We start from the raw sequence: 24,751 nt of genomic DNA on the forward strand, positions 1-24,751 counted from the left end.
GGGACGGGACGCCCGAGCAGGCTCGGCGACCGGCCCCGCCAATGAACGCCTACCGGCGACGGCGCTGCTGCATGGCGCGGCGAGCCGCGGCACGTGCCTCGCCGCGCGCCGCGACCTCCTTGAGCGCCGCTTCCTCACCGCTGTCGCCCGAGAGGAAGCCGGAGAGCGCGCGGATGGTGGGGTAGCGGAAGAGGTCCACCAGCGTGAGCGGCTTCTCCACCTGCGCCTTGAGCTTCTCCAGCACCTGCACCATCAGCAGCGAGTGGCCGCCCAGGTCGACGAACTTGTCCTCCACGCCGACCTTGTCGAGCTTGAGCACGTCCTGCCAGATGGCGGCGATCAGCGCCTCCGTCTCGCCCTCGGGCCGGACGAGCTCGCCGCGCGCCTGGGCCTGCTCCGGAGGCGGCAGCGCCTTGCGGTCCACCTTCTTGTTCGGCGTCTGCGGGAAGGCGCTCAGCGTCACGAAGGCCTGCGGCACCATGTACTCGGGCAGGCGCGCACGGAGGAACTCGCGCAGCGCGTCCGCCGCGGGGGGCTCGCCCGGCTTCGCGATGAGGTACGCCACCAGTCGCTTGTCGCCCGGGATGTCCTCACGGACGATGACGACCGTCTCGCGCACCGCGGGGTGCTCGCCCAGCCGGGACTCGATTTCGCCCAGCTCGATGCGGAAGCCCCGCACCTTCACCTGGTGGTCCAGGCGGCCGATGAACTCCACCACGCCGTCCTGCCGCCACCGCGCGGCGTCACCGGTGCGGTACATGCGCGCGCCCGGCTGCGAGGAGAACGGGTCCGGCACGAAGCGCTCGCGGTCCAGCTCCGGGCGGTGGTGGTAGCCCCGCACCACGCCCGCGCCGCCGATGTAGAGCTCGCCCGCCGCGCCGATGGGCAGCGGCCGCTGCTGCGCGTCCAGGACGTAGAGCTGCGTGTTCGCGATGGGCGTGCCGATGGGAACGCTCTCGCCCACGTTCTTCACCGGCTGTGTGGAGGACCAGATGGTCGTCTCGGTGGGCCCGTACATGTTGATGACGTCGCCGGAGACCGTCTCGGAGAGCTGGCGCGCCAGCGGGACGGGGAAGGCCTCGCCGCCCACCATCATCTTCCGCAGGCGCTTGAGGCCCTCGCGCGAGCGCTCCTCGGCCAGCAGCATGCTCGCCTGGGACGGCGTGCACTGCAGGTGCGTCACGGCGTGGCGCTCCAGCAGCGCGGGGATGGAGCCGTCCAGCTCGGGCTCGGCGCTCGGCTGGCCGACGCTCGCGTTGGCGCGCTTGCGCACCTCGGCGAGCAGCGGCAGGTGCTTCATCACCAGCTCCGTGGGGACGCCGAAGTCCACGAGGCAGGCAATCTCGTCCACGTCCAGGCCCTTGAGCCGGTCCACCAGGGCGACGCACGTGTCCACGCTGCCGAAGAGGCCCGAGGACTGGAAGTAACGCTCGAAGGAGAAGTCGAGCAGGGCGTCCATCTCCTCGGCGGAGAGGTGGTCGGTGCCGAAGTTGCCGTTGGCCAGCGTCGTCTGCGCCTTGAAGGCCGGGAAGCTCCAGGCCGCCTCCTTGATGAGCCCCACCGACGACTTGAGGTAGGCCTTCATCGGGCCGCGGACGACCTCCTTCACGGATGCCTCGGAGTCGCCGACGAAGGTGTGCAGCATCAGGGACACGGTGCCCTTGCCGGGGTGCCCGGCCTTGGCCCACGTCTCCCGGTACAGGGCAATCTTCTGCGCCACCTCCTCCACGGACTGGCCGAGCAGGTGCGTGAGGACGTGGCAGCCGGCGCGCGCGGCCTCCTCGAACGTCTCCGGGTTGCCGGCGGTGGTGACCCAGATGGGCAGCTCCTTCTGCACCGGCCGGGGCAGGGTGCGCAGCTTCACCGGATGGCCCGTGCCGCTCTTCGTCTCCAGCGCCTCGCCGCGCCACAGCCGGCGCACGTCTTCAATCTGCTGGAACATGACGCGCTTGCGGTCCGGGAAGTTCTCCGGACGCAGCGCGAAGTCGTTGGGCTGCCAGCCCGCGGCGAACGAAATCCCCACGCGGCCGTGGGAGATGTTGTCCACCACGGACCAGTCCTCGGCGATGCGCAGCGTGGGGTGCAGGGGCGACACGAGGCTCCCCGCGCGAAGCTGCACGTTGCGCGTCACCGCCGCCAGCGCGGCGGACGTCACGGCCGGGTTGGGGAAGAGCCCGCCGAAGGCGTGGAAGTGCCGCTCCGGCGTCCACACGGCGCAGAAGCCGTTCGTGTCCGCGAAGCGCGCGCTCTCCAGCAGCAAGTCGTAGCGGCCCTCGGGACGCTCACCCTCGTCGCTGGAGAAGTAGAAGAGGCTGAACGCCATGGCGCGCGAGGCGTGCTGGCCCTCCTGCGCCGGGCCGTGCCGCTCCGCGTGGATGACCACCGTGAAGCCGCGCGTGAGCGTCCAGAGCAGCTCCAGCACGGAGATGTCGAAGTTGAGGCTCGTCACGGCCAGCCACGTCCCGCGCTCCGTGCCCAGGCGCTCGTCCATGCCGATGCCGAAGTTCACGACGTTGCGGTGCTCAATCATCACGCCCTTGGGCTTGCCCGTGCTGCCCGAGGTGTAGATGACGTAGGCCAGGCTGTCCGGCGTGGCCGGCGGCGTCCGGGCCTCCGGCGCGGCGGCGATGCGCTCCCATTCCTGGTCCACCGCGAGCACGCGCTGTGCCGCGGAGGGCACGCGCGTCAGCAGTCGCTCCTGGGTGAGCACCAGGTGGCAGCCCGCGTCCTCCACCATGAAGGCGATGCGCTCGGCGGGGTAGGCCGGGTCGAGCGGCACGTAGCAGCCCCCCGCCTTGTGCGTGGCCAGCACGCCCACCATCATCTCCAGCGAGCGCTCCATGAAGATGCCCACGCGGACGTCGCGGCCCACGCCCTGGCCACGCAGATGCCGGGCGAGCGTCTCGGCGCGCGCGTCCAGCTCTCGGTAGGTCAGCGAGGCGCCCCGGCAGATGAGCGCGGTGGCGTCCGGCGTGCGCTGGGCCTGGGCCTGGAAGAGGGAGGCCAGGGTGGCGTCGTGGGGGAACTCGCGCCGTGTGTCGTTCCAGCGGGCCAGCAGCTGGCGCTCCTCCGCGCCCAGCAGGTCGTGCTCGCCCACGGCCTTGCCCGGGGCATCCCGGAGCGAGGCGAGGAACGCGGCGAGCTGGCGCGCCACGTCGTCCACGCGGGCCTTGTCCACGCGCGTGGCGTCGAAGTGCAGGTGGGCGTGACGGCCCTGGGCGTCCACATCGATGACCAGCGCCGCGCCCCCCACCCCGGGGTTCGGCGCGCCGATGCGCAGCGCGACGGGATAGGCCACCTCACCGCCGTGGCGCTGGAGGCTGGACAGCTGAGCGGAGCGGCCCAGCACGTCCCGCGCGAGCACGCCCTTGTCGCGCAGCTGCGTCAGCGCCTTGCGGAAGGCGCCAGCGGCCTGCTCCGGCGCGTCCTTCATCGGCAGCTCGATGCGCAGCGGGAGCTGCGAGGCGAAGAAGCCCTCCACGCCCTCGATGCGGGCGCGTGTGGAGGCATCCGCGTAGCCCACGTCGAAGCGGGGCTCGGGCGACAGCCGCGCGAGGAAGGCCGCGGCGGTGAAGAGCAGCCGCTCCTCGGGCGGCAGGTCCGTGGCCCAGCCCGGAGCCAGGTCGCTGGCCTCGAACTTCAGCGTGTGGATGCCCGTGTCCTTGGAGCTGCCACCCAGGAAGGGCAGGTCCGGCGGCGACAACGTCTCCAGGCGGTGGAGGAAGAAGGACTCCGCCTTGCCCGCCAGCATGCCCACCTCGGTCAGCCGGGCGCGCAGCTCCGGCGAGGCGACGGGCAGCACATCGCCCCGGGCGAGCATGCGCGCGCCGAGCAGGTCCGGCCACGCCAGCGGCGCGCCGCACAGGCCCTTGGGGCCCTTCAGCGTGAGGTCTCCGCCCTGGAGCGCCACCGTCAGCGCGTCGCCCTCGATGTCGAGCACCGTGCCCGGGGCCGCCTCGGAGGCTGGCTCGGCGCGGCGGGCCTCGGAGATGGCGACGGGCCCGTTGCCCAGCCACACCTTCGCGAAGGCCAGCGGGTTGGGATAGCCGCCATAGTCGAGCGCCGACACCAGCGCGTGCGCCACGTCCACGTCACCGTGGAGGTCGAGCACGGCCGCCGCCTCCGGCCGCTGCGCGAGGCCGAAGTAGCTGCGCTGGGAGAAGTCCTGCTCCTTCGGCTCGGCCGTGCCCGCGACCAGCTCCTCCGCGAGCTCGGCGAAGGTCTCCATGCCCAGCGTGTAGCAGCGGGCATTGAGGCTGAAGGCTGTCTCGCCCGGGGCGATGTCGAAGAGGCGCTGCTTGAGGATGCGGCCCTTGTCCGCGCCCTGCGTCATCTCGTGCCAGGTGACGCCGTGCCGCGACTCCCGGTTCAGCAGGGCCCACGAGGTGACGTTGAGACCGGCGTAGCGGGGCAGGGGGCCGTCATGGAAGTTGATGGCCATGCGCCGGGGCAGGCGGAGGATGTCGTCCTTCACCATGCTCAGGTTGACGATGCTGAAGAGCCAGTCGAAGGGCTCCTGGGACAGGAAGGGCAGCACCTGATCGCCAGGGAGCACGTGGGGGATGCCCTGTTCCTCCGCCCAGCGCTGGAGCGCGGGCTCGCGCGTGACGAGCCCGAGAATCCGGACGCCGCGCTCGGTGAGCGCCTGCGCGCAGGGGACGACGAGGGTGCCCTCGCCGATGATGAAACAGCTGGGCGACTCCGGAGCCGCGCTCATTCAGTGCCTCCTGGGTTTCTGCGATTCGGGTGTCCCACGGCTCAAAGGCCCAGGCCCTGTCGGGCGTCGGCGAGCGCGGGGGGATGCTTCAGCAAGTCGGCGTGTCCGATGTCCTCGTAGAACTTGAGGGTGGCGCCCAGCCCGCGGCTGACGAGCTCGCCCTGGACAGTCGGCAGGGCGCTGTCGGCCATGCCATGCAGCACGAGCGTGGGCGGCAGTTGCTTCACCTGGAGCAGCGGCCGGTTGTCGTAGTGGTGCTGCCTGTAGAGGCGGCCCAGGAGCCCCTCGGGGCGCACCTTCATCTGGTGGAAGGGCGCGAACAGCACCAGCCTCCTGGCGGGGGTCGCCCGCTCATGGAGCGTGTGGGCCGCCGCGAGCGCCGCCATGCTGCCCATGGAGAAGCCCACGAGGTGGATGCCCTGAGCGGAGGAGGGGTGTGTCGACACCAGCCAGCGCATGGCGTTCGCGGCGCTGTCGCGAAGCGCCTCGGGGGAGGGCTGCCCCGGCGAGCCATCGAAGCCGGGCGGCGCGAAGGCGGCCAGCCCGAGCCCGCGCCCCTGGTCCAGCGAGAGCAGGATGGACTTCGCTTCGGCGAGGTATCCCGGCGTGTTGCCACCGAAGTAGACCAGCCACCGCGTCTCTCCGTTGGAGGGAGGGCGCGTCAGCGCGACATTCGAGGGCACCGCGTCGGGGCCCGTGAGCGTCCAGCCGCCAGCCGCCAGCTCACCCCGCTCCGCCGCTGTCAGCGGCGCGCCGGTGTACGGGAACGGGCCAGGGATTTCAGGGTCGTGTCGAGGCCATCCCACCATGAGTATCCACACCACCAGCACGACTGCGATTGCAGGCGTCGCGTTCCGTGCTGAGAAGCGACCCACTTCACGGCTGGATGTCTTTACCTCGAACCAGTCCATCGAACCTCTCCCCGCGAGCCGTGTTGCGCCTCGTCCAACGCCTCGCGCAGCAGCCGGCCCAGGACGTGGACGTTGGGCTCGCGGACCAGGCTGTCATGGTCGCCCGGTACCTCGCGGATGGTCAGCGCCGGCACCAGCGGCTCCCAGCCCAGGCTGGTGCCCATGTGCGCGTAGATGGCGTGAATCTCCTGCGCGCGGAACAGCGTCACGGGGCCCGCGTAGGGGCTGGGCGTGTAGCGGCTCGCGAGCAGCTGGAAGCGCTCGGTGAGCTGGAGGTTGCGCAGCTCGATGGGCAGGGCTTCACCGCGCTGCTCGTACCAGCGCAGCCTGAGCTGGCTCCACAGCCGGGTGCCGTCGCGCTCGACCTTGGTGCGCAGCTTGCGGGAGACGTAGCTGGCAGCGCCTTCGCGGCGCAGCTCACGCAGCCGCTCGTTGAAGGACTGGCGCCGCTCCTGGGTGGCCGGGTGGAAGGTGTCCAGGAACGCGACCAGCGCCACCGGCTCACCCAGCGCGTGCAGCCGCTGCGCCATCTCGTAGGCGACGACGCCACCTCCGGAGTAGCCACCGAGCAGGTACGGCCCGTGGGGCTGCACCTGGCGGATGCTCTCCAGGTAGATGTCCGCCATCTCCTCGATGCTGTCCGCCGGGGGCAGCTTGCCGTCCACGCCGCGTGCCTGGAGCCCGTAGAAGGGCTGCTCCTTGCCGAGCGCCTGCGCCAGCTCGCGGAAGTTGAGGACGTTGCCTCCCGCGCCGTGCACGCAGAAGAAGGGCAGGGCGTTGCCACCCTTCTGGATGGTGACCAGGGGGGACCAGCTCTTCGCTGCCACCTTGACCGCCGGGGCCTGTGCGGCGGGCGCCGCGTCACCGGGAGCCGCGTCCGGCGTGAAGGGAATCCCCGCGGCCTCGCGCACCAGGGCGGCGCACTGCTCCAGCGTGGGGGCCTCGAACAGGGTGGCCAGCGTGAGGTCCGCGCCCAAGGTCTTCTTGATGCGCGCGAACAGGCGCACCGCGATGAGCGAGTGACCGCCCAGCTCGAAGAAGTTGTCCTTCAGGCCGACCTTGGGTGCGCCGAGCAGCTGTTGCCACAGCTCGGCCAGCTTGCGCTCCACGTCGTCGCGCGGGGCGTCCGCGGCGGCCGTGTCTGCCGCCTGCCCGTCGTGAGCGGACGTGGCCGGAGCCGGCGAGGACTTCGCCGCCTCCTGCTTCGGACGCATGCGGGCCGCGAGGGCGTGCAGGTCCATGGAGCTGACGAAGAGCGCCGGCGTGTCCTTGAGCGACAGCGCGCGCAGGAAGGCGTCCTGGCCTTCCGCGGGCTTGATGCCCAGCGGCAGCCAGCTCTCCAACATCGAGCCCTTCTTCTGCGGCGCGCGGCCGAATCGCCGCGCCTCGACGGCCGCGACCAGGTAGCCCTCGATGGCGCAGAAGACGTTGCCGTCCGTGTCGGTGAGCGTCACGTCGAGCAGCGCGCCGCGGCCCTCCTCCTGGCGCACGCGCACGTGGCTCATGGCCACCTCGGGCCACGGGCCCCAGACCTGGAGCTGCCGGTACGAGACGGGCACGTGCAGCTTCCCTGGCTGCCCCGCGTCGGGGAGCAGCGAGAAGGCGAAGCCGGACGCGATGTCCAGCAGCCCGGGCGGAATCCCATACGTGGCCAGGTCCTCGCGGAAGGCGCGAGGCAGCTCCAGCCGGGCCAGGGCCTCGGACGTGCCGAAGCCCGCGGTGCGCAGCACCTTCCAGCGAGGACCGAACGCGATGAGCGCGTCCTGCGGCAGGGACTGCTCGCCCTCGCCAAAGGTCAACGGCCGCTCACCACACCGCGCCCGGACGGTGGACAGGTCCAGCGCGGCGGGGCGCGAGCCCTGGGCCGCGTGGAGGCGCGCGGTGGCGTGCTCCGTCCAGGCGTTTCCGGACGCGCGGCTGCGCACGCGGAAGGAGCAGCCGTCGCCCTCGGGGGCCAGGGAGACCTCCACCTCGCGGACCTCTCCATCCGGGACGTCCAGCGGAGACACGAGCGAGAGCTGGGACAGCTCCAGCGGCTCGCCGGGACGGGCCAGCGTCCAGGCGGCACGGGCCAGCTCGACGTACGCGGTGCCGGGGAGGACGGGGCCTCCTCCGCGCATGCGGTGCTCGTCCAGCACCCAGAGGGCCTTCGCGTCGTAGATGGCGCGGAAGACGTGGTGCCCCTCCGGCGCCTCGACGCGCCGCTGGAGCAGCGGATGACTGACGGCCTCACCGGGCGGCAGTTGCGGCGCGAGCTGCGCCGCGGCCATGCCCACTTCCTGCCAGACGCCCCAGCCCAGCGCGAGCGCGCGCTTCGCGATGCCCGTGGCCTCCAGCCGCGCGGCCTGGGCGAGCAGGAATGCGTTGGCGGCGACGTAGTCCACCTGTCCCGGCGGCGCCAGCCAGGCGCTGGTCGACGCGAAGCTGACGAAGAAGTCCAGCGCCGCGCCTTGCAGGGCCTCTTCCAGCGCGAGCGCCCCCAGGGCCTTGGACGCGAGCACCCGCAGCGCCGAGTCGCGCGTCTTCGCCTCCAGCGGCCCGTCCTCGAGCGTACCCGCCGCGTGCACCACGCCGTGCAGCGCGCCGAAGCGCTCCTTCACCTGGGCGATGGCCGCGCGCAGTTGCTCAGCGTCGGTGACGTCCGCCTTGAGCAGCAGCACCTGGGCGCCAAGCCCTTCCAGCGTGCGTTGCAGCTCCGCGTGCGAGGCGCTGGCCGCCGACCGCGACACGAGCGCGAGCCGGGCCCTGGCCTTGCGCGCGAACAGCTCGGCCAGCGTGCGGCCGATGCCGCCCAGGCCGCCCGTGATGAGGTAGACGCCCTCCTCACGCAGCGGCGTCGGGCCCTCGTCGAGCGCCGTCCGCTCCAGCACCTGCACCAGCCGGCGCCCACCGCGCAGTGCCACCGGGGCCTCGACGTCCGGACGCAGCAGCTCCTCCACGAGCTCCCGCGCCTGGCCCATCACGTTGACCACCAGTTGCAGGTCCACCACGCGGGCCTTGAGCTCGGGGAGCTCCTTGGGACCCACGAGCAGCGGACCGAAGCTGAGCGCCTGCTCGGGGCTCGTGGCATGTCCTTCGGCCGGAAGGGCCTCCTGCGTCACCCGCACGTAGCGGAGGCCTGACGGGAGCGACTCGGCGGTCAGGGACTGCATCAGCGCCAGCGGTGTGAGGAAGTAGCGCGACACCGCGCGTTCCCATCCCAACGCGGCAAGGTCCCGGCCGGTGACGTCCACGATGCGAGGCGGCACGCGCCGCTCGCTACCCATCGCATCCCAGAGCGCTTCCCAGTCCTCGCGTGCATCGAGCCGCAGCGTGAAGCGCCGCTCGGCCGCGCGTCCGAAGGCATCGCCGGGGAGCACGCGTGATACCTGGGCGCCGCGCGCCGACAGCTCGCGCGCGAGCTCGTTGACCAGCACGGTGTCTTCGCCCACCAGGAGCCAGCGCTCGTTCTCCGCGGGCACCTCGGGGGCCGCGCCGGCCTGCTCCCGGAAGCGGGGCACGTAGCCCCAGCGCGACACATTGTCCTCGCGCACCAGCGGGCGCTCGCCTTCGCGCCGCGCCATGAAGGTGCCGCTGCCCGGCTCCACCCAGTGGCGCTCGCGTTCGAACGCATACGTCGGCAGCGCCACGCGGCGCCGCTTCTGGCCGTCGAAGAGCGCCGCGGCGTCCAGGTCCACGCCGGCCGCCCACAGCCGGCCGAGCGCGAGCTGGAAGAACGCGAGGTCCGCGACGGAGTCGTTCGGGTGCCGCAGCGACGGCACCAGCTGCTCGGCCTGGGGCTTCTCTACCTGGGCGCGCAGCAGCTGCGTGAGCGTCTGGCCGGGGCCGACCTCCAGGTAGACGCGCGCCTTGTCTGCCAGGAGCACGCCCGCGCCCTCGGCGAAGCGCACCGGCTGGCGCAGGTGGCGCACCCAGTAGTCGGGCGAGGTGGCCTCCTCGGGCGTCACCCACGTCCCGGTGACGTTGGAGATCCACGGCGCGGTGGGCTTGGAGAAGCGCACCGTGCCCAGGAACTCGCGGAACGGCGCGAGGATGGGCTCCAGCATGCGCGAGTGCGCGGCCACCTTGATGTGCAGCCGCCGCGTCTCCACCTCACTCGCCTTGAGCTGGGCCTCCAGCGCCTCGATGGCGGCCACCTCGCCGGACACGAGGCACAGCCCCGGCGCGTTGTGCGCGCCCAGGTCCAGGCCCTCGCCCAGGAGGGGCCTCAGCTCGGCCTCGGGCAGCTCCACGCTCAGCATCGCGCCCGCGGGGAGCTGGTCGAACAGCCGACCACGGCACGCGACGATGCCCAGGGCGTCCTTCACCGAGAAGACGCCGTTGAGCTGGGCGCAGGCGTACTCGCCCATGCTGTGACCCAGGCACGCCTGTGGCGTCAGCCCGCGCGCCTTCCACAGGGCCGCGAGCGACAGCTCCACGGACAGCAGCGCTGGCAGCGCGTACGTGGCCTGCTCCAGCTGGGCGCGGGCATCCGACTCTGCGCCGGGCTCCGGGAAGAGCAGGGGGCGCAGCTTCAGCGACTGGTGCTGCTCCAGCAGCGCGAGGCACTCGTCCAGCGCGCGGCGGAACACGGGCTCCTGCTCGTAGAGGCCCTTCGCCATGCCCGGGTACTGCGCGCCACCACCCGGGAAGAGGAACACCACCGGGCGGCCCTCTGCCTCCGTCTGCGCCTGGGCCGTCCGCGCGGCCTCCGGCTGCGACAGCAGGCGCACGGCCTCCTCGCGCGATGACGCCACCACCGCGCGGCGGTGCGCGAAGCGGCGGCGGCCGGCCAGCAGCGTGTACGAAGCGTCACCCAGGTTGGGCGCGTCCGGCTCGCCCAGGCGCTGTGCCAGCCGCTGGGCGGCGCGCTCCAGGGCGGCGGGCGTGCGCGCGGACAGCCACAGCGTCTCGAAGGGCCGCGCTGCGGATGTCTGCGGCTGCGCGGGCGCCTCCTCCAGGATGACGTGTGCGTTGGTGCCGCCCACGCCCAGCGAGTTCACCGCGGCCCGGCGCGGACGGCCCCTGGCCGCGGCCCAGTCGCGCAGCGTGGCATTCACGCTGAAGGGCGAGCGCGCGAAGTCAATCTGCGGGTTGGGCTTCTCGAAGTGCAGCGTGGGCGCCATCTGCTTGTGCCGCAGCATCTGGACGACCTTGATGAAGCTCGCCACACCCGCGGCCGTGTCCAGGTGGCCGATGTTCGTCTTCACCGAGCCGATGCGGCAGAACCCGCTCTTCTGCGTCTGCGTGCGGAAGGCCTGGGTGAGGGCGGTGATTTCAATCGGGTCGCCCACCGGCGTGCCGGTGCCGTGGCACTCGATGTAGTCGATGGTGTCGGCGCTGATGCCGGAGACGTTGAGCGCCTCCACCACCGCGTCCGCCTGTCCGTCGACGGACGGGGCCAGGTAGCCCACCTTGCGCGCGCCGTCGTTGTTGACCGCGCTGCCCTTCACCACCGCGTAGATGGTGTCACCGTCCGCCAGCGCGTCCTCCAGCCGGCGCAGGACGACGACACCCGCGCCGCTGCCGAAGAGCGTGCCCTGCGAGCGATGGTCGAAGGCGCGGCAGTGCCCGTCCGGTGAGAGGATTTCCCCTTCCTGGTACAGGTAGCCCCGGTAATGCGGCAGCTCCAGCGTGACACCGCCCGCCAGCGCCAGGTCACACTCGCGCGCCAGCAGGCTCTGGCAGGCGGAGTGGATGGCGACCAGCGACGTGGAGCACGCCGTCTGCACATTGAGGCTGGGCCCGCGCAGGTCCAGGCAATACGAGACGCGCGTGGTGAGGAAGTCCTTGTCGTTGCCCGTGTGCCGCACCAGGAACAGGCCGACCTGCTCCATGAGCTGCGGGTTGGTGAAGAGGTTGTAGGGCATGTACGCGTTCATGCCCGAGCCGCCAAACACGCCGATGGGGCCCTTGAAGCGCTCCGGCGGATGGCCGCTGTGCTCCAGCGCTTCCCAGCACACCTCCAGGAAGTGCCGGTGCTGCGGGTCCATCAGGGACGCCTCGCGCGCGCTGAAGCCGAAGAAGCCCGCGTCGAAGTCCTCGAGGCCCTCGTACACCATGCCCGACTTCACGTAGTTCGGGTCCTGGAGCAGCGCGGGGTCCACGCCCGCGCTCAACAGCTGCGCATCGGTGAAGTGAGTGACGGACTCGACGCCGTCGCGCACGCGACGCCAGAACGTGTCCACGTCGCGTGCTCCAGGCAGTCGCGCGGCCATTCCCACCACCGCGATGTCTGGAGACTCCGATAGCCCCTCAACGTCTTCCGTCATGACAGTGATCCTGCAAAGTACCGCTTCCAGCAGTTCAATTCAGCACAGGACGAGGCGGGTCGAAGCCGCCCCAGCTTTGGAATCGGAGTACCGAGGTCTGTCACGGCATCCCCCCGCTGCTTCCAACCTACTCGTGTGTGGCGTGGAGCCCGAATATCTGGCGCAGCCGCCCGAGTATACGACCGACTTCGGCGGGAATGGCGTCGGTGCTCGGTCCGCTCGCCTCGGCCACGGCCCGCAGCTGGGTCCGTCGCTGGGCGAGCATGGAGGAGAGCTGCCGGGCCAGGCCGGGGTATTCGCTGAAGAGCCGGGCGAAGGTGGGTCGGTCCACCTCGAGGAGCAGCGAGTCCTGCACCGCCACCACCGTGGCCGAGCGCCGCTCGCCCGTCAGCAGGGACATCTCCCCGAAGTAGCTGCCGCGTCCCAGGCGGGTGACTTCTGACTGGGCCCTGCCGGCGCGCACGCTGACCTCGCCGGAGGCGAGCACGTAGAAGGTCCGGCCCTCATCGCCCTCCTGGATGATGCGCTCGCCCGCGCCGAAGCGGCGCACCAGCGACTCCTGGCGCAGCCGGTCCAGGTCCTCGGCGTTCAGCGTCTGGAAGAGGTCCACGGCGCCCAGGACGCTGCGGATGGTGTCCTCGGACAGCTCCGCGCGCGCCATTTCCTGCTTCACGTGCACGGTGCGCTGCGCGTAGGGAATCTCGATGTTCTCCCGGCGCAGCCGGTACCACAGGCGGGTGTGCAGGTCCTCCTTCACCGCGTCGGCCATGCCGTAGTCGGCGATGAAGAAGCGCACCATATAGCGGATGGCGTTGTCCTCGTAGCTCAGCGTGCGCGCGATGGGCGAGGGCTCCGGCAGGACGAGCGGCGTCTCCCGCAGCGTCTCCAGCAGCGCGTTCTTCACCTGGTTGGGCGGGGTGTCCCGCGACAGGCGGAACTCCACGTCGATGCCGACCGGGTTCAGGTCCTGGGTGAAGTTCTGCACCAGCTCCTTGGCCACCATGCTGTTGGGCAGCGTGATGACCTCGCGGCGGAAGTTGGACAGCCGGATGGAGCGCCAGCCGATGAAGACGACACGCCCGGTGTGCGTCCCGATGCGGATGAAGTGGCCCACCTCGAAGGGCCGGTCCAGCTGGAGCGACAGGCCGGCGAAGAGGTTGCCCAGCGTCTCCTGGAGCGCCAGACCGATGACCACCGACAGCACCGCGGACGTGGCCACCAGGCCCGCCAGGTCCACGTCGAACTGGGTGCGCAGGAGCGGCAGCACCGCCAGCGGGTACAGCGTGAAGTCGATGACGTTGCGGAGGATCTTCGGCGTGCCCACCGCTGGCGCGCGCAGCCGGATGAGCTTCAGTGCCAGCGCCACGGAGGCGCGGATGCCACCGAAGGTGAACATCAACATCCAGCCCACCTGGAGCGCCTTCTTCAGGCCGCCGGGGGCCGCCTCGGGCATGGCCCACGAGGCCAACCGGAGCACGACGAACGCGATGAGGAGGCGGATGGCGCTCTTCAGGTCCTGCCGAAGGTCGGGGTCATGGGAGGCGGTGCGCACCCCCATGAGCACGACGATGAGCAGCGCACCCACGGCCAGGGACAGGTTGCTCTGAAGGAAGGGCAGCAAGGCGGGGGGAATGTCTCCCGCCATCTGAGTGAGGGTCAAGGCGGCCGTTGACGCGTGCCGCGTGAGCGGGGATACACGCGGCATGACGCTCGCATCGGTACTGGGACAGCCGCGCGCGGTGGACGCCCTCCAGGCGGCCTTGCGCAGCGGCGCGGTCCACCACGCGTACCTCTTCGCCGGGCCGGAAGGGGTGGGCAAGGAGCTGGCCGCGGTGGGGCTGGCCCAGGCCCTCACGTGCCCCGAGCAGCCGGACGTGGGCTGCGGCGCCTGCGCGAGCTGCCAGCGCGTGGAGAAGGGGCTTCACCCGGACGTGACCTGGGTGATGCCGGACGACGAGCGCGTCTCCCGGGGACTGGCGGGCCGGTCCGACTTCACTGGGACGCCCAGCCGGGAGCTGCGCGTGGAGCAGGTCCGCCAGCTCCAGGAGCGCATCGCCCTGCGCGGCCTGGAGTCGCGCCGCAAGGTGGCGCTCATCGTCTCCGCCCAGACGATGAACGTGCAGGCGCAGAATGCCTTCCTCAAGACGCTGGAGGAGCCGCCCTCGGACACCACCCTGGTCCTGGTGGCCAGCGCCATGGACCGGCTGCTGCCCACCATCCGCAGCCGGTGCAGCAAGGTCCACTTCGGTCCACTGCCAGTGGAGCTGGTCGCCCAGCGCGTGGCCGAGGCGCGCAAGCTGGACCCGGAGACGGCCAAGCTCGCGGCCGTGATGGCCGGCGGCAGCCTGGGCCGGGCCATGGCGCTGGACGTGGACGCGCTGGCGAAGCGCAAGGACATCGTCACCGCCTTCGAGGCCCTGCGCGGCGAGGATGCGGTGGGCCTGCTGCGCTTCGCGGAGGCCCATGGCGGCTCGCGCGAGGACGCGGAGGGCACCCTGGAGCTGCTGGTGCTGTGGACGCGCGACCTGGCGCTCGTGAAGGCGGGCCAGGAGGCGGGGCTGGCGAACCGGGACTTGCTGGAGCTGGCCCGGCAGGTGGCGGCCCGGACGACGGACCTCCTCCTGCACCGCCGGCATTCGCTGCTGGAGGGCGCGCGCGCGGCCATCGCCCGCAACGGCGCGCCCCGGCTCCAACTGGAGCGGATGCTCATCGACCTGTTCACGGAGATGCCGCGATGAGCGCCAGTGACATGGATGAGGTGCTGTCCAGCGTGAAGGCGGGGAAGGTCGCTCCCGTGTACCTGCTGGCGGGTGAGGAGTTCCTGGTCCGCAAGGGCGCCGACGAGCTGGTGAAGCTGCTCGTCCCGGACGCGGCCATGGGCCTCAACCTGGCGGTGCTGGACGCGGGCAGCCCGCGCGAGGTGGCGCAGGAGCTGGCCACGCTGCCGCTGTTCCCCGGCCGCAAGGTGGTGCTGGTCCGCGACCCGGAGTTCCTGGCGCCCAAGAAGGGGCGGGGGGACGCGCTGGGCAAGGCGCGCGAGGCGTGGAAGGCAGGCAAGCGCAAGGAAGGCGCGCGGCGGCTGCTGGCGCTGGCGGCGCGCGCGGGCTGGGGCGTGGAGCAACTGGACCCGGGCAGCCCGGGGGCGCCCTCCGTCGAGAAGTGGAAGGAAGAGCTCAACGTGGAGCTGGCCGACGCGGACGTGGCCTTCCTCAAGGAGGCCGCTGCCTACTGCCGCGAGGAGCGCATCTCCGCGCCGGAAGGAGACACCACCGCGCTGCTGGACCTGCTCCAGAAGGGGGTGCCGGCGGGCCATGCGCTGGTGCTGGCCGCGTCGGACGTGGATGCGAAGAACCCGCTGGTGAAGCTGGCCCACGACAAGGGCTACGTCGTCGAGCGGAAGGTGGCCGCGCGCCACAAGGACCTGGACCTGTCGGACATCGCCAAGGAGTTCCTGGCCCCCTTCAAGAAGAAGCTGGGCCCCGGCGCGCTGGACGAGCTCAAGGAGCGCATCGGCGGGAACATCCGCCTGCTCCAGTCGGAGCTGGAGAAGCTGGCCACGTACTCGGAAGGGCCCGCGATTGAGCGGGCGGACGTGGTCGCGCTGGTCCACCACGCGCGCGAGGAGGAGTTCTTCGAGCTGTCCGAGGCGCTCCAGAAGCGCGACTTCGCCGGGGCACTCGCCTACGCGGATGACGCCATGGGGCAGGGGACGCACGCGCTGCAGTTGCTGGGCGCGGTGGCCTCCATCGTCCGGAGCCTGCTGGAGAGCCACGAGTGGCTGTGGCGCTACGCGGGAGGCACGCCGCCGCGCACCGCGAAGGACGTGGAGGCGCGCGTCTTCCCCCGCCTGGAGGCGGAGCTGAAGGGCAGCAAGCGGAAGATGCCCAACGCGTGGGCGCTGACGTTCAGCATGAAGGCCGCGGCGGGCTACGAGCGGCGCGAGCTGCTGGGCGCGCTGGTGGCCTGCGCCGAGGCGGACCTGGCGCTGAAGTCCTCGGCGAACGGCCGGCTGGTCATCGAGCGGCTGCTGGCCACGGTGTGTGTGCGCCAGCACGGCGCCGGTTAGAGGTAGCGCTCATGGCGGACAAGCGTCGTTTCGACCTCTTCGCGGACTTCCTGGTGGAGCGCTTCAGCGCCCCGCGCGTCTTCGACGTGGCCGGAGGGCAGGGGAAGCTGAATGAGGCCCTGACGAAGCGGGGGCGGACCGTCACGACGTTCGACCTGCGGCACAAGCACCTGCCCGTCAACTACGCCCAGCGCATCTTCACGTTGGAGGAGCCATGCGAGGCGGAGCTGGTGGTGGGCATGCACCCGGACGGCGCCACCCGCATCATCATCCAGTACGCGGCGGCGCACCGGCTGCCCTTCGCGGTGGTGCCGTGCTGCTCCGACAACGGGATGCCCTACAACCCGTGGATGCGGCACCTGGCCGAGCTGGCCCGTGAGTCCGGCTTCGCGCTCGTGGAGGAGGTGAAGCTCTCCATGGACGGGCGGGCCCGCGTCATCGTGGGCGAGCACCGCCCGCCGCCGGCAGCAGGGGCGTGACGACCGTCCGCGGTCTCCGGCCTGGCACTTTGCTCCAGCGGGGGCCGCAGGCGGGTGACGTCCTTCCACCGTCCCCGGCGCGGCGCCGCGTCCGACACGGGAGGGTTGTCCGCCCCCCGGCTGGCGAGGTCTTCGCGCTACGCCCCAGCAGGGACGGTCAGCAGCTCGGTGACGTCCTTCCACGGCCCCTGGCAGGGCGCCGTGTCGGAGGCGAGGTAGCGCCCGACACGCCCTGGCGCCAGCGCCACCACCGCGGACGAGCGCGTGCCGTACAGCGGGGTGTGGATGCAGAGCGCCTGGAGCTGGCGCAGGAGGTCGCGGGGCAGGTCCTCGCCCACGCCCGGCGGTGGAATCAGCTCCTCGGCCGGCAGCGTCGGGTCCGCCAGCACGGCCTTCAGGCCCGCCTCCAGCTCCGGCCAGGGCTTCTTCGCCACCTCCGTCGCCAGCAGGCGGGCCCGCTCCACCTTGGGCAGCTCCGGGGCGTTCAACACGTCATTGGGCAGGACATGGACGCCCGGGGGGACATCCTCGCGCCGCAGCTGCCGCTCCGTCCTCCGGGCATACGCCACGCGCAGCCGGTGGGCGTCGCCATAGAGGAGGTTGAAGGGCATGAATTCATCGCCGGGCAGGGTATCCAGGTATCGGTCCACGGCCTCCACGCTGCCCGCCTGGAGGGCCTCGAGCACCACCTCGCCCCGGGAGCGGGGGGCCGGCCCCTGGCCTCGCTCGCCCCGCTGGTTCGTCAGGCCGACGAAGAGCCCCTCGTGGGTTACACCCATCCACGTCCCGCCGCGCTCCTCGTCCCTGCCGCCCACGGCGCGCGGGGACTCCAGCAGGACCTGGGGACCGGTGGCGGGGCGGGCGTAGAACTCGTCCCGGTTGGCCGCGAGCACCAGCGGCCATTCGGGGTGGACGTGGCGCAGGATGATGATGGTGCACATGCGTATCCGGTCGATAACATCTTCGGCTCCGCGGCGCATTCGGGCCCGCGGCCTTCACGCCGTCGATGACCTCGGCCATCCGAGCGGCTAAGGTCCGCCGCCCTCAGGAGAGTCCATGGCGGAGAGAATCCTCGTCACCAGCGCGCTTCCCTACGCGAACGGCCCGGTCCACATCGGCCATGCCGTCGAGTACGTCCAGACCGACATCTACGTCCGTTTCCTCCGCTCGTGCGGCAGGGACGTCGTCTACTTCTGTGCCGATGACACCCACGGCACCCCCATCGAGCTGAACGCGGCGAAGCAGGGCCTCAAGCCCGAGGAGTTCATCGCCCGCTTCCACGAGGAGCACCAGCGGGACTTCCGCGACCTCGACATCCGGTTCGACTACTTCCACTCCACCAACTCGCCGGAGAACCGCCACTACGCGGAGCTCATCTACGGGCGGCTGAAGGAGAAGGGCGACATCGAGCGCCGGAACATCGAGCAGACCTACTGCGAGAAGGACCGCCGCTTCCTGCCGGACCGCTTCATCAAGGGCACCTGCCCCAACTGCAAGGCGCCGGACCAGTACGGCGACTCCTGCGAGAAGTGCGGCAAGGCCTACTCGCCCACGGACCTCATCGACCCGCGCTGTGCCCTGTGCGGCACGCCCCCGGTCCGCAAGCACTCCGAGCACCTGTTCTTCAAGCTGTCGCGGCACGCGGACTTCCTCCAGGACGTGCTGCGAAAGCCGGGCTTCCTCCACCCGGGCCTGGCGACGCAGCTCCAGGGCTTCTTCGAGAAGGGCCTGGCGGACTGGGACATCAGCCGTGACGGGCCGTACTTCGGCTTCGCCATTCCGGGCGAGACGGACAAGTACTTCTACGTCTGGCTGGACGCGCCCATCGGGTACATCGCCACCACGGAGAAGTGGGCGAAGGAGACGGGCAAGGCGAAGAGCGCGCTCGACTACTGGGCCGCGGACGCCGACACCCGCATCATCCACTTCATCGGCAAGGACATCGTCTACTTCCACGCGCTGTTCTGGCCGGCCGTGCTCAACGTCGCGGGTTTCCACATCCCCAGCGAAATCAAGGTCCACGGCCACCTGACGGTGAACGGCGAGAAGATGTCCAAGAGCCGAGGCACCATGGTGCCGGTGCGCGACTACCTGGAGCATCTGGACCCCAGCTACCTGCGCTACTTCTACGCGGCCAACCTGGGCCCGGGCGTGGAGGACCTGGACCTCAACCTCAAGGACTTCCGCCAGCGCGTGAATGGCGAGCTGGTGAACAACGTGGGCAACCTGGCCAACCGCGCGCTGTCGCTGCTGGCCGGGCCGCTGGAGAAGCGGCTCGCGCCGGGCCGTGCCGAGGGGCCGGGCCGGGCGCTGGTGGAGGCCGCTCTTGCCCGAGTGCCAGAGGTGCGCGACGCGTTCGAGAAGCTGGAGTACCGGTCCGCCATCCGCGTCATCACCGAGATTGCGTCGGCGGCCAACGGCTTCCTCCAGACGGCCGCGCCGTGGGCCCAGGTGAAGAAGGACGCGGAGGTGGCTCGCGCGGACCTCTCGGACGCCGCGGACGTGGCCTACCTCCTGGGCGCGCTGCTCGCCCCGGTGACGCCGCGCCTGTCGGAGAAGCTCTTCGCCCAGCTCGGCGCGGAGCCGCTGACGTTCCAGGCCCTGGAGGGCGCGAAGTACCCGCTGCTGGACCGCAGCCGGCCCATCGGCACGCCGGAGCCGCTGCTTCCGCGGCTGGAGGAGGAGCGCGTCAACGCCATCATCAAGGCGCCGGAAGGCGCGGCGCCTGCGGCGGCGGAGGCCAGGCCCGCCAAGGGCCAGAAGGCGGAGAAGAAGCCCGCCGAGGCTCCCGCCGCGACGCAGGCCTCGCCGGGCGCGGGCGAGGCCTCGGGCGAAATCGAGTACGACGACTTCGCCAAGGTGGTGCTCAAGGCGGGCAAGGTGCTGGCCGCGGAGAAGGTGCAGAAGGCGGACAAGCTGCTCAAGCTCAGCATCGACCTGGGCGAGGGGAGCCCGCGCACCATCGTCTCCGGCATCGCGGAGGCCTTCGCGCCCGAGGCGCTCACCGGGCGCAACGTGGTGGTGGTGGCCAACCTCAAGCCGCGCAAGCTCAAGGGCATCGAGTCCCGCGGCATGCTCCTGACGGCGGGGCCGGGCGGCAAGGACCTGTCGCTGCTCGACCCGGGCGACGTGGCCCCTGGCAGCGAGGTGAAGTGACGTGACGGACTGGCGTGCCGAACGGGACCAGGCCCTCCTGACGCTGGAGCGCGAGAAGCGCCCGGCGTTCCGGACGGAGGCCGCGCTCCAGCTCTACCACCTCGCGTCCGAGGTCCCCGAGCACGCCGCCGAGTTCCTCGAGGCGCTCCCCCGCCTGCTGTCGGACACGCAGGTGGAGGTGCGCCGCGCGGGGGTGAGCCTGGCCTCCGTGGTGGTGCCTCGCGACGAGCTGCCCGACCTGCTCATCGCCCGGCTGCGCGACGAGGAGTGGCAGATTCGGCTGGAGGCCACCGGCCGGTTGGCCGACCTGGGCCAGCCGGAGCTGCGCGGCGCGCTGGCCAGCATGCTGGAGGACGGCACCTTCGAGGTCCGCTTCGAGGCGGCGCGGGGCATCGCCACCCTCCAGCACGCCGCGGGGCTGGACGTGCTGCTGGAGGCGCTGAACGTGGACCTGCTCCGCTTCCGGGCCCTGGGCGCGCTGGCGGAGCTGGGGGACGCGCGCGCGCTGCCGCCGGTGAAGAAGCTCTTCGGCCGCTGGCTCCTGCCCGCCTTCGAGCGGACGCAAGCCGCCGGCGTGCTGGCGAAGCTGGGGGACCCGGATGGCGCGACCTACCTCCTCCAGCGGACGGCGAAGAAGCGGTGGAGCCCGGACCGGCCCCTGGCCGTGGAGCTCTGCGGCGAGGTGAAGGCGCCCGGCGCGCTGGAGCGCCTGAAGGAAATCCTGGACGACGTGAAGGACCCCTGCCGAGGCGCCGCCGCGCGCGGTCTGGGCCGGCTGGGGGATGCGCGGGCGCTGCCCTGGCTGGTCGCCTTGCTTCAGGACACGCAGGCTTCCGAGGACTGCCGCCTGGACGCAGCTGATGGGCTGTGGCGCCTCGGAGGCACCGAGGCGCGTGAGGCCGTTCGCAACGCGGTGAGTACCTTTCCAACACCCGAGGCCCGCGCGGAGCTGGAAGAGCTGTTGCAGGAGGAGCCATGAAATTCGTCGACGCCCACTGCCACCTCGAGGTGAAGGACTACCCGGACGTCATGGCCGTGCTGGACGCGGCCCGCGCCGCGGGGCTCGTCCACGCCGTCGTGGTGGGGCAGTTCCACGGGCCGGGCAACTGGGGCAACGCGCTGGAGCTGGCCGCGGCGCACCCGGAGTTCCTGTCGCCCACGCTGGGCATCCACCCCCACGAGGCCGCGCGCGCCACCGAGGACGACCTGGCCACGCTGGAGCGCACCTGCGCGCGCCCGGAGGTGCGGGCAGTGGGGGAGGCGGGGCTGGACTACTACTATGACCACTCGCCGCGCGAGGCGCAGGCGGAGGTGTTCCGGCGGCAGTGCGCGCTGGCGCTCCGGCTGGACAAGCCGCTGGTGGTGCACGTGCGCGACGCGCATGACGACTGCGACGCCATCCTCCGGGAGACGGGCGTGTCGAAGGGCGTCATCCACTGCTTCACCGGCGACACGGACGCCGCGCGGCGCTACCTGGACCGGGGCTTCTTCCTGTCCCTGTCGGGCGTCGTCACCTACAAGAAGACGGAGGCGCTGCAGGACGCGGTGCGCTTCGCGCCCCTGGACCGGCTGATGGTGGAGACGGACAGCCCGTACCTGGCGCCGGTGCCGCACCGCGGGCGGAAGAACCAGCCCTCGCACGTGGTGGAGACGGCGAAGAAGGTCGCGGAGCTCAAGGGCGTGACGCTGGAGGAGGTGGCCGCGGTCACCACCGCCAACGCCGCCGCCCTCTTCAACCTCACGCTCCGTTGACGCCGCCGGCCAGGGCCGCGAGGTCCTGGTCCATCTGCGGCACATCGAGCAGCAGCGCGTCCGGGTCGTACTGGAAGTCGGCCTGCTTCAGCTTCAGCAGCGCCTGCAGGGCGGGCTCGCCCGAGTGGCCGCCGAAGGACGCGAAGACGACGCGGCCCCGCTCCAGGTGGAGGTAGCCCTCCAGCGTGTGCTGGCGCAGGTTGAGCCGGCCGCTCTTGTGGCCACCGCCCAGTGTGCGCAGCAGCTCGCGCGGGGGAAGCTCGTCGAAGCTGCCGCGCACCACCCGCCCCGGGCCGTTGTGCTGCACCCGGTCGTCCAGCAGCGTCTTCACCGTGGTGGCGATGACGGCCTTGTCGGCGGGCGACAGCACCTCGGTGGCGCCGCCCATGAGGAGCCGCTCGCGGGTGGCCGCGTCGGGCTCGCCCACCACGGCGATGGGAAGCCCCGCCGTCTCCGGCACCGAGCGCGCCTGCTCCAGCAGCTCGAGCACGTCCTGCACACCCAGGCGCAGGCTCACCACCAGCACGTCGCAGTCCTGCCGGGCCAGGCCGTCGTGTGCGCCCTCCACGGTGGACAGCGCGTGCGCCACCAGGCCCTGCTTCAGCACCGCCTCTAGCAGCTCGCCGCGCGCCGTCTCGTCCGGCTCCACCACGAGCACCTGCCGGCCCTCGCTCTCCAGGCGGTGGCGCAGCAGCTCCCCGCTCTGGAGCTGGATGACGATGTCCGCCACCACCGGGTCGTAGAGCACGCCCGCGTACTTGCGCAGGTGCTCCAGGGCCTGCTCCTTGGGCAGCACGCGGCCCAGGGCGTTGCCCGGGTTCTTCGTCAGCTCCAGGAAGCTGTCCACCGCGGCGAGGATGCGCGCGCCCAGGGTGATGTCCTCGCCCTTGGCGCCCTGGGGCGTGCCGGAGCCGTCCCAGGCCTCGTACATCTGCGCGAGGATGGTGTTCGTCTGCGCGGGCAGGTGCACCGTCTCGAACATCCGGGTGGGGATGCGGCAGGCCTGCTTCGCCTGGGCCTTCCACTCCGGGTTGATGGCGTTGCTGGCCAGCGAGAAGTGGCGCTCGGCCGGCTTGCCCAGGTCGTGCAGGTAGGCGGCGATGGACAGCGCGGCCAGCTCCTTGTGGGGCATGCCCATGCGCTGGCCCACGATGCCGGCCTGCCGGGCCAGCTGTGCGGAGTGGCCCCGGTGGCGCTGCCGGTCCTGCTCCAGCAGGCCCACCATGATGCCCAGCGTCTCCACGTAGTCGCTGTCGCTGACCAGGCCGCGTGGCCCGCCGGGCTCGCGCCGCTGCGTGGAGGGACGCACCGCGGGCGTGCCGGTGCTGCTGCCGCGCTGCAGCCGCATCCGCGCGTCCGTCTCCACGCGGAAGCTGAGGCTGAGCCCGCCCCGGTTGCCCGTGCCCGTCCCGCTGCCCGCGGAGGTGCGCCCGTGCTCCGGTGCGCCCGTGCGGCCCGGGAGGGATGGGGGCTGGCCCTGCGTGCTGGCGCCCTCCAGCAGCGCGGTGAAGGCGGTGGGGTCGCCGTAGTAGTGCTTGCGGATGGCGGCGGAGATGGCGCTGCGCAGGCCCACGTACGCGTAGACCTCCGACATGCCGGTGACGAGCGCAATCTCGTCCATCAGCGACTTGTTCTGCGGCTCGGCGGCGACCACGGAGAGCAGCTTGCGCTCCGGGTCCACCGCCAGCGGCAGCACGTTCTGCGCCTCGGCCAGGCGTACCGGGAGCCGGTCCAGCACCTCGGTGGCGATGCGCGCCTTGGCCAGCTTGTCCGCGCTGACGAAGCGCGTCTGGAACTCCGCCGCCAGGAAGCGCAGCAGCGCCGTCTCCTGGAGCAGGCCCAGCTCCACCAGGCAGTCACCGACCTTGTGGCCGGTGATTTTCTGGTGCTCCAGGGCCTGCTCCACGGCCGCGGCGTTGACGAGCCCCGCCTCGATGAGGCGCTCTCCCAACCTCTTCGCCATGTGGCTGCCTCAGCTCTCCGAGGAACCCTCGCCGCCCGCGTTGCCCGAATCCGGCGACAGCGACGTCAGCGCGCTGAAGGGCTTGAAGGTCAGCTCCTTGGGCAGCGAGCTCGCGTCACGCGGCGGGCGCTCCTCGCGCGGCGGCCGGGGCGGACGCTCCTCCCGCGGGCGCTCCTCGCGGGGCGGACGCTCCTTGCGCGGCGGGCGCTGCGCCTGCTCCTGCGGCGCGCCCTCGGCGGCCGGGGCGCCACCCTGCTGCGCCTTCTCCGCCCGGGCCTTGCGCTTCTCCTCGCGGCCCTTGCGGCGGCCACCGCCCTCCACCGGGGCGCGGCCCCGCGAGGTGGGCGAGGGGCCCTTCCAGAGCTGGCGCTCGTAGGGGCGCACCACGTCCGTCCACCGGTCGTGCGAGTCGCGCTGCATGGCCTCCAGCCACGAGGCGATGCGCGCGTCCAGCGACTCCAGCGTGTGGAGGATTTGCGCCTCCAGCGTCACCGGCGACTTCGGGCTGCCGTGCTGCGCGTCGCCGTGCTGGGAGATGACCAGGTGGGTGAGGTGCTGCTCCAGGAGCGGCGGGAAGCCGGGGATGGCCAGCGCCTTCTCGCGCAGCTTCTGCGCGGTGAGGACCAGGTTGCCCACCAGCCGGCCCTCGTCCGTGGACTCGTTGGCGTCCGCCGCCTTCATCACCTGCTGCAGCAGCGCGCCGGCCAGCAGCAGGTCGCGGTCCACCATGGGGTACTGGTCCGCCACGCGGAGCGTCAGCCGCATCACCGACAGGATGTGCTCGGCCACGCCGCCGCGCCACGTGTGGTGCGTGCCCCGGGCGCCCTGGGCCACCGGCAGGCCGGCGGCAATCTTCGGGTCGTCCAGGAAGGCAATCAGGAGCTGCTTCACGAACGCGTCGCCGATGCGCTCGGTGACCATCTCCCGGATGAGGCCGGCGGCGCGCGCGCCACCCGCGCCATCATGCCCACGGGCCTCGCCCTTCTCGGCCTTCTCGGCCTTGGCCTCCGGGGCCGGCCTGGCCTCCGGGGCCGGCCTGGCCTCGGGCGCGGGCCTGGCCTCGGCGGGCGGGGCCGGGGGCGGCTCGAACTCCTGGGGGTCGAGCGGCTCCGGGTCCAGGCGCTCCAGCGACTCCACCACCACCTGGGTGCGGCCGTGGAACGAGATGACGTTGCCCTGGACGAGCACGAAGTCGCCGGCCTGGAAGGCGGGCTCGAGCGCCTCGACCTTGTCGAAGATGCGCGCGTCCACCTCGCCACTCTTGTCGACGAGCGTGGCGGCGACGAACACCTTGCCGCTGCGGGCCGTCACCTTGTCCTTCTTGGTGACACGGAAGACGGTATGGACGCGGTCCTTCTCCCGCAGGTCGGCCGCGTACACCTTGCGGACGGTCTCCACGGAACCTTCCTGGGCAGCGGGGGACGCGGACTCGGGCACGTTTTCGTTGGTCATTGCG

The 24,751-nt window shown here is 71.7% G+C and carries 13 protein-coding genes; 6 read left to right on the forward strand and 7 right to left on the reverse strand.

What is annotated here, in order from left to right; translation table 11 throughout:
* Positions 1–49: 49 nt before the first annotated feature.
* The 4 genes from VZL07_RS28935 to VZL07_RS28950 form a co-directional block, all read right to left on the reverse strand.
* A complete protein-coding gene (locus tag VZL07_RS28935) occupies positions 50–4,717 on the reverse strand; it encodes a MupA/Atu3671 family FMN-dependent luciferase-like monooxygenase (RefSeq protein WP_426751097.1) in 4,668 nt (1,555 codons plus the stop codon).
* 41 nt (positions 4,718–4,758) lie between these two features.
* Complete coding sequence (locus tag VZL07_RS28940) at positions 4,759–5,526, reverse strand: alpha/beta hydrolase family protein (RefSeq protein WP_426751098.1); 768 nt, start codon at positions 5,524–5,526, stop codon at positions 4,759–4,761.
* Positions 5,527–5,609: 83 nt separating this feature from the next.
* Positions 5,610–11,879: a type I polyketide synthase gene (locus tag VZL07_RS28945; RefSeq protein WP_426751099.1), complete on the reverse strand. Its 6,270-nt coding sequence runs from the start codon at positions 11,877–11,879 to the stop codon at positions 5,610–5,612.
* 127 nt (positions 11,880–12,006) lie between these two features.
* Positions 12,007–13,500 carry a cyclic nucleotide-binding domain-containing protein gene (locus VZL07_RS28950; protein WP_426751100.1) on the reverse strand — a complete coding sequence of 498 codons (1,494 nt, stop codon included), beginning with the start codon at positions 13,498–13,500 and terminating at the stop codon, positions 12,007–12,009.
* A gap of 82 nt (positions 13,501–13,582) precedes the next feature.
* On the opposite strand from VZL07_RS28950, the gene holB reads away from it, so the two are divergent.
* The 3 genes from holB to VZL07_RS28965 are packed head-to-tail and all read left to right on the forward strand — an operon-like array spanning position 13,583 to position 16,424.
* Complete coding sequence (gene holB / locus VZL07_RS28955; RefSeq protein WP_426751101.1) at positions 13,583–14,617, forward strand: DNA polymerase III subunit delta'; 1,035 nt, start codon at positions 13,583–13,585, stop codon at positions 14,615–14,617.
* Positions 14,614–15,945 carry a DNA polymerase III subunit delta gene (gene holA, locus VZL07_RS28960; protein ID WP_426751103.1) on the forward strand — a complete coding sequence of 444 codons (1,332 nt, stop codon included), beginning with the start codon at positions 14,614–14,616 and terminating at the stop codon, positions 15,943–15,945. Before holB ends, holA begins: the two co-directional genes overlap by 4 nt.
* A gap of 11 nt (positions 15,946–15,956) precedes the next feature.
* The gene (locus VZL07_RS28965) at positions 15,957–16,424 is read left to right on the forward strand and encodes a hypothetical protein (protein WP_426751104.1); all 468 of its coding nucleotides are present in this window, start codon (positions 15,957–15,959) and stop codon (positions 16,422–16,424) included.
* A gap of 137 nt (positions 16,425–16,561) precedes the next feature.
* Here the strand turns inward: VZL07_RS28965 and VZL07_RS28970 are convergent, their stop codons facing one another.
* Entirely contained in the window at positions 16,562–17,365 is an 804-nt protein-coding gene (locus tag VZL07_RS28970) for an NRDE family protein (RefSeq protein WP_426757398.1), read from the reverse strand.
* Between the two features lie 115 nt (positions 17,366–17,480).
* Between VZL07_RS28970 and metG the strand changes: the two genes are divergently transcribed.
* The 3 genes from metG to VZL07_RS28985 are packed head-to-tail and all read left to right on the forward strand — an operon-like array spanning position 17,481 to position 21,332.
* A complete protein-coding gene (metG, locus tag VZL07_RS28975; RefSeq protein ID WP_426751105.1) occupies positions 17,481–19,580 on the forward strand; it encodes a methionine--tRNA ligase in 2,100 nt (699 codons plus the stop codon).
* A gap of 1 nt (position 19,581) precedes the next feature.
* Positions 19,582–20,559, forward strand: a complete 978-nt coding sequence (locus VZL07_RS28980) for a HEAT repeat domain-containing protein (RefSeq protein ID WP_426751106.1) — start codon at positions 19,582–19,584, stop codon at positions 20,557–20,559.
* Positions 20,556–21,332 carry a TatD family hydrolase gene (locus VZL07_RS28985; protein WP_426751107.1) on the forward strand — a complete coding sequence of 259 codons (777 nt, stop codon included), beginning with the start codon at positions 20,556–20,558 and terminating at the stop codon, positions 21,330–21,332. The genes VZL07_RS28980 and VZL07_RS28985 overlap by 4 nt, the downstream gene beginning before the upstream one ends.
* Here the strand turns inward: VZL07_RS28985 and VZL07_RS28990 are convergent.
* A complete protein-coding gene (locus VZL07_RS28990) occupies positions 21,319–23,295 on the reverse strand; it encodes an HD domain-containing phosphohydrolase (protein WP_426751108.1) in 1,977 nt (658 codons plus the stop codon). The genes VZL07_RS28985 and VZL07_RS28990 overlap by 14 nt on opposite strands.
* Before the next feature lie 9 nt (positions 23,296–23,304).
* Positions 23,305–24,747 (reverse strand): OB-fold nucleic acid binding domain-containing protein, encoded by a 1,443-nt coding sequence (locus VZL07_RS28995; RefSeq protein ID WP_426751109.1) that lies wholly within the window; start codon positions 24,745–24,747, stop codon positions 23,305–23,307.
* Positions 24,748–24,751 lie beyond the last annotated feature (4 nt).

Origin of the sequence: Pseudomyxococcus flavus (genome assembly GCF_050038885.1) — a bacterium.
Classification (GTDB): Bacteria; Myxococcota; Myxococcia; order Myxococcales; family Myxococcaceae; genus Myxococcus; species Myxococcus flavus.